Source organism: Kitasatospora sp. NPDC059577 (assembly GCF_042735475.1).
GTDB lineage: Bacteria > Actinomycetota > Actinomycetes > Streptomycetales > Streptomycetaceae > Kitasatospora.
Genome location: NZ_JBHWBZ010000048.1, coordinates 1 through 8193, shown reverse-complemented (window position 1 = coordinate 8193; position 8193 = coordinate 1). Strand labels below are relative to the sequence as shown.

General features: G+C 74.7%; 6 protein-coding genes. 2 read left to right on the top strand and 4 right to left on the bottom strand.

Annotation, left to right across the window (positions count from 1 at the left end; translation table 11 throughout):
* The first annotated feature begins 173 nt into the window (after window positions 1–173).
* Window positions 174–455 (top strand): hypothetical protein, encoded by a 282-nt coding sequence (locus ACFV0O_RS29280; RefSeq protein ID WP_380346658.1) that lies wholly within the window; start codon window positions 174–176, stop codon window positions 453–455.
* A gap of 90 nt (window positions 456–545) precedes the next feature.
* Here the strand turns inward: ACFV0O_RS29280 and ACFV0O_RS29275 are convergent, their stop codons facing one another.
* A complete protein-coding gene (locus ACFV0O_RS29275) occupies window positions 546–1268 on the bottom strand; it encodes a heparin lyase I family protein (protein ID WP_380346657.1) in 723 nt (240 codons plus the stop codon).
* 159 nt (window positions 1269–1427) lie between these two features.
* Window positions 1428–2819 (bottom strand): uracil-xanthine permease family protein, encoded by a 1392-nt coding sequence (locus ACFV0O_RS29270; protein WP_380346656.1) that lies wholly within the window; start codon window positions 2817–2819, stop codon window positions 1428–1430.
* Window positions 2820–3174: 355 nt separating this feature from the next.
* Between ACFV0O_RS29270 and ACFV0O_RS29265 the strand changes: the two genes are divergently transcribed.
* The gene (locus ACFV0O_RS29265; protein WP_380346655.1) at window positions 3175–6048 is read left to right on the top strand and encodes a BTAD domain-containing putative transcriptional regulator; all 2874 of its coding nucleotides are present in this window, start codon (window positions 3175–3177) and stop codon (window positions 6046–6048) included.
* Window positions 6049–6104: 56 nt separating this feature from the next.
* Here the strand turns inward: ACFV0O_RS29265 and ACFV0O_RS29260 are convergent, their stop codons facing one another.
* Entirely contained in the window at window positions 6105–6662 is a 558-nt protein-coding gene (locus ACFV0O_RS29260) for a TetR/AcrR family transcriptional regulator (protein ID WP_380346654.1), read from the bottom strand.
* Window positions 6663–6719: 57 nt separating this feature from the next.
* The gene (locus ACFV0O_RS29255) at window positions 6720–8114 is read right to left on the bottom strand and encodes an amidase (protein ID WP_380346653.1); all 1395 of its coding nucleotides are present in this window, start codon (window positions 8112–8114) and stop codon (window positions 6720–6722) included.
* Window positions 8115–8193: the final 79 nt, after the last annotated feature.

Here is an 8193-nt window from a genome sequence, read left to right as displayed (position 1 = left end):
CCGGTTCGGGGTGGGGCGCGCGCCGCGCGCCCCCCCCCCCCCACCGCCACGCGGACGGGTGCAGTTCACCCCGATCCCTGTATCCGGGCGGGCGTTCAGTCATTGGACTGCCAAGGCGCCGGATCAATTCACGTACGGCGACCTCGAGGCGGCGCAGATTCCGGAGGGGTATTTTGAGCGAGCATTCTGAGCCCTATGAGGTCACGGACTATCCGATGCTCGATGCCAATGGCGTCACCATCTGGCTGAAGTACGGCGGAAGGACTGTGGAGGGGTACTTCTACGACGGGTGGTACAAGTTCGTGCCGGGGGACCCTCGTTACGACGAGCTGCTCCCGCAAGCACGGCAGAATCCGCAGGATGTCGAAGAGAGCACGGCCCCGGTCTACCCCGAGACCTTGGCCATCCTGGACGAGATGCAGCGCAAGACGCGGGAGCGGAACGCGGGGCAGTGAGCAGAACTTCCGACGTACGGGGCTCCGCGTGCCGCAGGCCCGGGCCGCCACCACGCGGTCCGGGCCTGCGGACGTTCTTCGCGTCCCCTGCTACGAGCCGGCGGTGGCCGCTTCCAGGGTGGTGGCCATCACGGGGCTGGTGAAGGTGTTCGTCGCGTCGCCCGTGGACTCGTGGTACGAGCCCCACTTGAGGTAGTCGCTGTCGCCGTCCCAGGTGGTGCCCTTGAAGGTGCCGGAGCCGGTGGTGAAGGTCTGCTTCTTGCCGTCGAACCAGAAGTCGATGGTGCCGTCGGTCCGGCCCAGGCGGATCTTCAGTGCGTAGGAGTGCCACTGGCCGTTGGTCGTCGGGGCGGTCCACAGCGTGTGCGACACGTGCTGGGTGTCCCATTCCTGGAGCCGGATGCGCCCGTTGGTGGCGTCGATCTCGATGGGGTGGTTGGCCGTGTCGGTGCTCGGTGAGCACTTGAGCTGGAAGACGTAGCGGCTGTTGTCGTCCTTGATGTCGACCTTGGACGACCAGCCGAGGTAGAAGGTGTCGCCCTTCTTCAGCTCGGGGCTGAGCGTCTCGCAGCGTTCCTGCCCGGCGGCCTGGTAGGCCCGCCACACCTTGCCCTTGGCGGCGTCGTTGACGACCTTGAAGTTGCCCGAGGCGCACTGCACGGAGGCGAAGGAGGACGGGCCCTTGCTCGTGCTCGGGGTCCACAGCACCTGGCCTGCCGCGCTGCTGGGGGCCGCGGTGGCCCAGGAGAGCGCGAGGACGGTGGTGGCCACGCCCCCGTAGGTGAGCGTGCGGCGGCGGGACGGACGGGACATGGGTCTCCCCGGGGAGGTGCGGAATCGGACGCGGGCCCGGGCCGGGACGACCGGCCCGAGCCTACGCAGCGATTCGACCATCTGCCGGGCCCGTGAACCAGGCGGAACCACGGGCGGAAGTACCTGTGGGGTTACTTCCGCCGGTGTCCTCACGGGTCGTCAGCCGGCGCCCTCGGGGGTCTGTTCGTCGTAGGAGGAGGTGCCTTCGTCCAGCAGCGGTTCCTGCGTCTTGAGGTGGGCGGGGGCCAGGGCCCGTAGCGTGTGGTAGCCGGTGATGACGACCAGGGTGCCCAGCGCGATGCCGCTGAGGCTGAAGGTGTCGGTGAACTTCAGTGTCACGTTGCCGATGCCGATGATGATGCCCGCCGCGGCCGGCACCAGGTTGAGCGGGTTGCGCAGGTCCACCCCGGACTTGGTCCAGATCTGGGCGCCGAGCAGGCCGATCATGCCGTAGAGGATGACGGTGATGCCGCCGAGTACGCCGCCGGGGATGGCGGCGACGATGGCGCCGAACTTGGGGCAGATGCCGAAGAGCAGCGCGAAGCAGGCCGCCGCCCAGTACGCGGCGGTGGAGTAGACCCGGGTCGCGGCCATGACGCCGATGTTCTCCGAGTAGGTGGTGTTCGGCGGGCCGCCGACGGCGGTGGAGAGCATGGAGGCGACGCCGTCGGCGGAGATCGCGGTGCCGAGCCTGTCGTCGAGGTCGGTGCCGGTCATCTCGCCGACGGCCTTGACGTGTCCGGCGTTCTCGGCGACGAGGGCGATCACCACGGGCAGGGCGACGAGGATCGCGGACCACTGGAAGGAGGGGCCGTGCAGGGTGGGCAGGCCGACCCAGTCGGCCTTGCCGACGCCGGACAGGTCCAGGCGCCAGTGGTCGGTCGGGTGGCCGCTCGCGTCCACCGAGTGGATCTTCCCGAAGACGCGGTCGAACAGCCAGGAGATCCCGTACCCGAAGACCAGCCCCAGGAAGATCGCCACCCGCGACCAGAAGCCGCGCAGGCCCACGACGGCCAGCCCGGTGAAGAACATCACCAGCAGCGCCGTCCACTGGTCCTGCGGCCAGTACGTGGAGGCCGTCACCGGGGCCAGGTTGAAGCCGATCAGCATGACGACCGCGCCGGTGACGATCGGCGGCATCGCCGCGTGGATGATCCGCGCCCCGAACCGCTGGACGGCGACGCCCACCAGGAACAGGACCGCAGCCACGACGAACACCGCGCCGGTGACCGTCGCGCTGGTGCCGCCCTGGGCCCGGATCACCGCGGCGACGCCGACGAAGGACAGCGAGCAGCCCAGGTAGCTGGGCACCCGGCCGCGGGTGGCCAGCAGGAAGATCACGGTCGCCACGCCGGACATCATGATCGCGAGGTTCGGGTCGAGCCCCATCAGTACGGGTGCCACGAAGCTGGCCCCGAACATCGCCACCACGTGCTGGGCGCCCAGTCCTGCCGTGCGGGGCCAGGAGAGCCGTTCGTCGGGGCGGACCACCGCCCCCGGTGCGGGCGTGCGCCCGTCACCGTGCAGCTTCCAGCGCACGCCGAGATCCATGATGAGGTATCGCTTTCTCTGAACTTCCGGGGGACTGTCGGCACCATTCTCGTGGTCACCGGGTGGTCCATCGAATCCCCGCGTCCCGGCCGCCCGTTCCAGGGGCCCGGTATCCGCGCTGGTCAGGGATGGTCCGCCCGTTCCGGCGTCCCTGACTGCCCGTGACCACTGGCGGTCGGGGCGGATCGCCGTGCAAGCTCCGGCCGGGGTGCGCCGCCGGGGTGCGGTGGTGGCCCCGGGGCGCCGCGACGTCCGGCCGTCATCCGGAGGACGCCTGTACGTCACCCGGGCGACACCCAGTGATTGCCGAGTCGCCTACTGTCATATGCTTGTCATATTGATCGAGGGGCGGGTCGTGGATTTCCGATTGCTGGGCTCGGTGGCCGCCGTGGCCACGGACGGCCGGGAGCTGCCCACCGGATCCGCCAAACGCCGCAGCCTGCTGGCCATGCTGCTGCTGAACCCCGGCGCCCCGGTCACCGTGGACCGGCTCACCGAGACGCTGTGGGACGAGGAACCGCCCCGCCACTCACGCACCGTCATCCACAACCACGTCTCCGGCCTGCGCGCGCTGCTCGCCGCGCACGGCGCGCCCGCCGTCGGCGTCGAACTGGTCACCGACGGCGGCGCCTACCTGCTGCGAGTGCCCGAACTCGCCGTGGACACCGCCCGCTTCGAACACCTGCTGTGCTCCGCCCGGTCGACGCCCGACACCGCCGGGGCGGTCACGGCCCTGCGGGAAGCACTCGCGCTGTGGCGCGGCCCCGCCCTCGCCGGCACCGCGCCCAGCGTCCCGCTGCAGTGCGCCGCGCACGCCCTGGAGGAACTGCGGCTCGCGGCCGTGGAGGAACTGGCCCGCGCCCACGGCCGGCTCGGCGACCACGGCGCGGCCGCCGGCGTGCTGTCCACCGAGGCCACGATGAACCCGCTGCGCGAGCCCCTGGTCGCGGCGCTCGTCCTGGCGCTCGGCCGGGCCGGACGCCGCTCGGAAGCCCTGGACTGGTACCACCGCACCCGCCGGGCGCTGGCCGAGGACCTGGGCATCGACCCCGGGCCCGAACTCGTCGAGGCCTACGACTCCCTGCTGCGCACCGACGCCGCCGCCCTGCGGTCCGACCGGGTCCCGCCCCCGCGCGTGCCCACCGTCGGCGGCCTGGCAGCCTCCGCCGCCGCGCCCGCACCCGCCGCCGCACCCACGCCCGCGCCCCTGCCCGTCGAGGCGCCCGTGCCCGTGCACGCCACCGCCGCCGGGCCCGCCGGCCCCGTCCGCACGCCGCGCACCACCCCCTGGCCCTTCCCCCGCCGCCCGCGCGGATTCTCCGGCCGCGAGGACGAACTGGCCGCACTCGACCGGGCCACCGCCGGCCCCGGCGCCATCGCCGTCGTCACCGGCGGCGCCGGGATCGGCAAGACCACCCTCGCCCTGTACTGGGCCCACCGCCGCCAGGACGACTTCCCCGACGGCCGGCTGTACGTCGACCTCTGCGGCCACAGCCCGCTGCCCGAACGCTCCACCCCCGCCGTCCTGCGCGAACTGCTGCTCGGCCTGGGCCTGCCCGCCGAGGAGATGCCCGCGACCCCCGAGGCCATGGCCGCCCGCTACCGCGAACTGACCGCCGGCCGCCGGATGCTCATCGTCCTGGACAACGCCCGCCGCTCCGACCGGGTCCGCCCGCTGCTGCCCGACGGCGAGGACTGCGTCACCCTGGTCACCAGCCGCGACCGGCTCGGCGGCCTGGTCGCCTCCGACGCCGCCCGCCCCGTCCCGCTCGCCCAACTGTCGCCCCCGCAGGCCGTCACCCTGCTCGCCGCCACCCTCGGCGCCGACCTCGTCGCCGCCGAACCCGAAGCCGCCGCCCGGCTGGCCGCCCTGTGCGACGGCCTGCCGCTCGCCCTGCGCCTGGCCGCCGCCCGCGTCGCCACCGGCCCCGCCCGCGACCTCGCCGAACTCGCCGCCGAACTCGCCGACGAACAGGACCGGCTGGGCATCCTCGACGTCGAGGACACCAGCGTCGCCGCCGCCCTCGCCCTCACCGTCCAGCACCTCTCCGAGCCCGCCCGCCGGATGTTCCACCGCCTCGGCGCCCACACCGGCACCACCCTCGACAGCCGCACCGCCGCCGCCCTCGCCGACTGCCGCCCCGCCGAGGCCTCCGGCGCCCTCGGCCAACTCGCCACCGCCCACCTCATCGTGGAGATCGGCCGCGACGCCTACACCCTCCACGACCTCGTCCGCCTCTACGCCCGCAGCCTGCCCGGCGAGGTCGACGACGAGGTGCTGCCGCGCCTGCTCGACCACCTGATGAACACCCTGGTCGCCGCCTGCGACGCCGCCGAACCGGGCAGCGAGCCCTGCTGCGCCCTGCCGCCCGGCACCCGCCCCGCCGAGGTCCGCCCGTTCCCGGACCGCACGAGCGCGCTCGCCTGGTACGCCGCCGAACGGGACACCCTGCGCGGCGCGGTCGGGGCGGCGGTCACCGCCGGACTGCACGACCGGGCCTGGCGCCTGGTCCTGCTGCAGTGGCCGCTGATCGTGTGGCAGGTCCGGGACGGCTGGGTGCCGCTGCTCGAACACGGCCTGGCCGCCGCCGAGGCCGACCACGACCCGGCCGCCCAGTCCCGCGCCCGCGCCCTGCTCGGCTGGGTCCTGCTGGAGGAGGGCCACCACGACCGGGCCCTGGTCCACCTCGAACGCGCCCCCGACCTCGCCGCCCGGGCCGGCGACGGCACCGCGCAGGCCGTCGCCCTGATGAACCTGGCCGTCGCCCTCGGCCGCCACGGCAGGAACACGCGGGTCCGCGGGCTGCTGGTCCGCGCCCTGTCGCTGTCCGAACGGGCCGGCCGCGTCGACCTGGTCGCCCTCGCCCGCCAGCACCTCGCCCAGGAATGCCTGAGTGCCGGCAGCCCCGAGGAGGCCGCCCACCACGCCGCCCGCGGCCTGGCCGTCGCCGAAGCCCCCTTCCCCGCCGCCCGCCGCGTCCTGCTGCAGACCCTCTACGGCCGTGCCCTCGCGGCCACCGGCCACCCGGAGGAGGCCGTCCTCCACCTGAACGCCGCCGTCCGTGCCGCCCGCGCCCACCAGTACGGCGACGGGGAGGCGGGCGCCCTGGCAGCCCTGCACACCCTCACGGCCACGGCTCCTGCCACGGCTGCGACCGCGACCGCGACCGCGGCCGCGGCACCGGCCACCGCGACCGCGACCGCCACCGCGGGCCCGCGCGGCCGCTGACCACGACCACCGGGCGCCACCGCGCGGACGGCGGGGAACGCGACGGGGGAGCGGGGTCAGCCGTCGAGGAGGCCGGCCACCAGACGGCGGGCGTAGGCGGCGTCCAGCTCCGCCGGGCGGAAGAGGATGCGGTACATCAGCGGGGCCACGACGCGGTCCATCGCCGTCTCGACGTCGGGCACCGGCTCCCCGCGTCCGCGGGCCCGGGCGAGGACGGTGTCGATCTGCTCGGCGGCGTAGGCCGAGCACCGGCCGGCGTTGTCGCCGTCGGGGTCGCCGAGCAGGGCGTCGCGGACGTAGGCACGGCCCGAGGGGGAGGACATCTCGTCGAGGAACTGCTCGGCCCAGGCCGTCAGGTCGCCCCGCAGGTCACCGTGGTCCTGCGGCGCGGTGTCGGGCCGCAGGCGCTCCACGGCGACGTCCGACAGCAGCTCCTGCAGGTCGCCCCAGCGGCGGTAGACCGTCGACGGCGTGACCCCGGCCCGCTGGGCGACCATCGGCACCGTCAGCGCGTCGCGGCCCGCCTCCGCCAGCAGCTCGCGCACGGCGGTGTGCACCGCGGCCTGGACCCGGGCGCTGCGCCCGCCGGGGCGCACCATCTGCCTGCGACTCATGCGGTCCACCGTAAAGCACAGCCGTTGCGTTTACCGCCGGCTCCGTGGCACGCCCCGTCACCCGGCCGCCGGGGCGAGGGTGCGGACCGGGCGGGTGCGCTCGTGGGCGTGGGCGACCCGCAGCAGGGTGCGTTCGTCCAGGGGGCGGGCGAGCAGCTGCATGCCGATCGGCAGGCCGGCCGGGTCGTGGCCGACGGGCAGGGACAGGGCGGGCGCGCCGGTGATGTTGGCGGGGGCGGACAGCCGGACGTAGGCGTCGGAGACGCTCTCGGTGGTGCCGTCGGGCCAGCCGACGCTCTCCTGTCCGGCCGGTACGGCGGTCATCGGGACGGCCGGGGCGGCGATCACGTCGACCCGCTCCCACAGCCCCGCCCACTCCTGCCGCATCAGGGTCCGGGCGCGCTGGGCGCGCAGGTGGTCCGTGGCGCCCATCAGCGCGCCCGCCTCCAGCAGGACGCGGACGTCGTCCCCGTAGCGGTCGGGCGCCGAGCGCAGGGCGGACTCGTGGTGGACGGTGGCCTCGGGGACCATCAGGCCCCAGTGGGCGGCCCGGATGTAGCGGGTGAGCGGGATGTCGACCGGGACGAGCCGGGCGCCGAGCGCCGCCAGGTGGTCGACGGCCTGCCGCACGGCGGCCTCCACCGGTTCGGTGACGCGGTCGAAGTAGTAGGTGCGCGGCACGCCGACGCGCAGCCCGGTCAGGTCGGTGTCCGGGTGGGGCCGGTAGTCGGCGGCGGGGACGTCGAGCGAGGCGGGGTCGCGCGGGTCGTGGCCGGCCAGGGCGGCCAGGACGAGGGCGGCGTCCTCGGCGGTGCGGGTGAGCGGGCCGACGTGGTCCAGCGACCAGGACAGCGGGGTGACGCCGTGGCGGGGGACGAGCCCGTAGGTGGGCTTGAGGCCGACGACGCCGTTGAGCGCGGCGGGCACCCGGATCGAGCCGCCGGTGTCGGTGCCCAGGGCGAAGGTCGCCGCGCCCGCGGCCACGGCGGCCGCCGAGCCGCCGCTGGAGCCGCCGGCGATCCGGTCGCGGTCCCAGGCGTTGCGGGTGCGCGGGGTGATCAGGCCGTAGGCGAACTCGTGGGTGTGGGTCTTGCCGACGAGGACGGCGCCGGCCGCCGCGAGCCGGGCGGTCACGGTGGCGTCGGTGTCCGCGCGGTGCCCCTCGCGGACCCGGGAGCCGGCTCCGGTGGGCAGGCCGGCGACGTCGATCAGGTCCTTGAGGGCGACGGGGACGCCGTGCAGCGGCCCGCGCGGGCCGCTGCGGGCGATCTCCCGTTCCGCCTCGCGCGCCGCCTCGCGCGCCCGCTCGGCGGTGACGTCGGCGTAGGCGCCGAGGCCGGGCTCGACCCGCTCGATGCGGTCGAGGACCGACTCCACCAGTTCGACGGGGGACAGGCGCCGGGCGTGGATCTCCCGCGCGGCGGCCGCCAGTGACAGCTCGTACGGCCGCATCACGCCACCTCCGTGCCGTGGTCGTGCACCGCGCGGTAGGCGGCGGCCGGCGGGGTGTCCGCGAGGTCCAGCTCCCGCA

Bases quoted from the DNA above. Each gene is read 5' to 3' on its own strand.
- ACFV0O_RS29275 (WP_380346657.1), bottom strand. From the start codon at position 1,268: ATGTCCCGTCCGTCCCGCCGCCGCACGCTCACCTACGGGGGCGTGGCC.
- ACFV0O_RS29270 (WP_380346656.1), bottom strand. From the start codon at position 2,819: ATGGATCTCGGCGTGCGCTGGAAGCTGCACGGTGACGGGCGCACGCCC.
- ACFV0O_RS29260 (WP_380346654.1), bottom strand. From the start codon at position 6,662: ATGAGTCGCAGGCAGATGGTGCGCCCCGGCGGGCGCAGCGCCCGGGTC.
- ACFV0O_RS29255 (WP_380346653.1), bottom strand. From the start codon at position 8,114: ATGCGGCCGTACGAGCTGTCACTGGCGGCCGCCGCGCGGGAGATCCAC.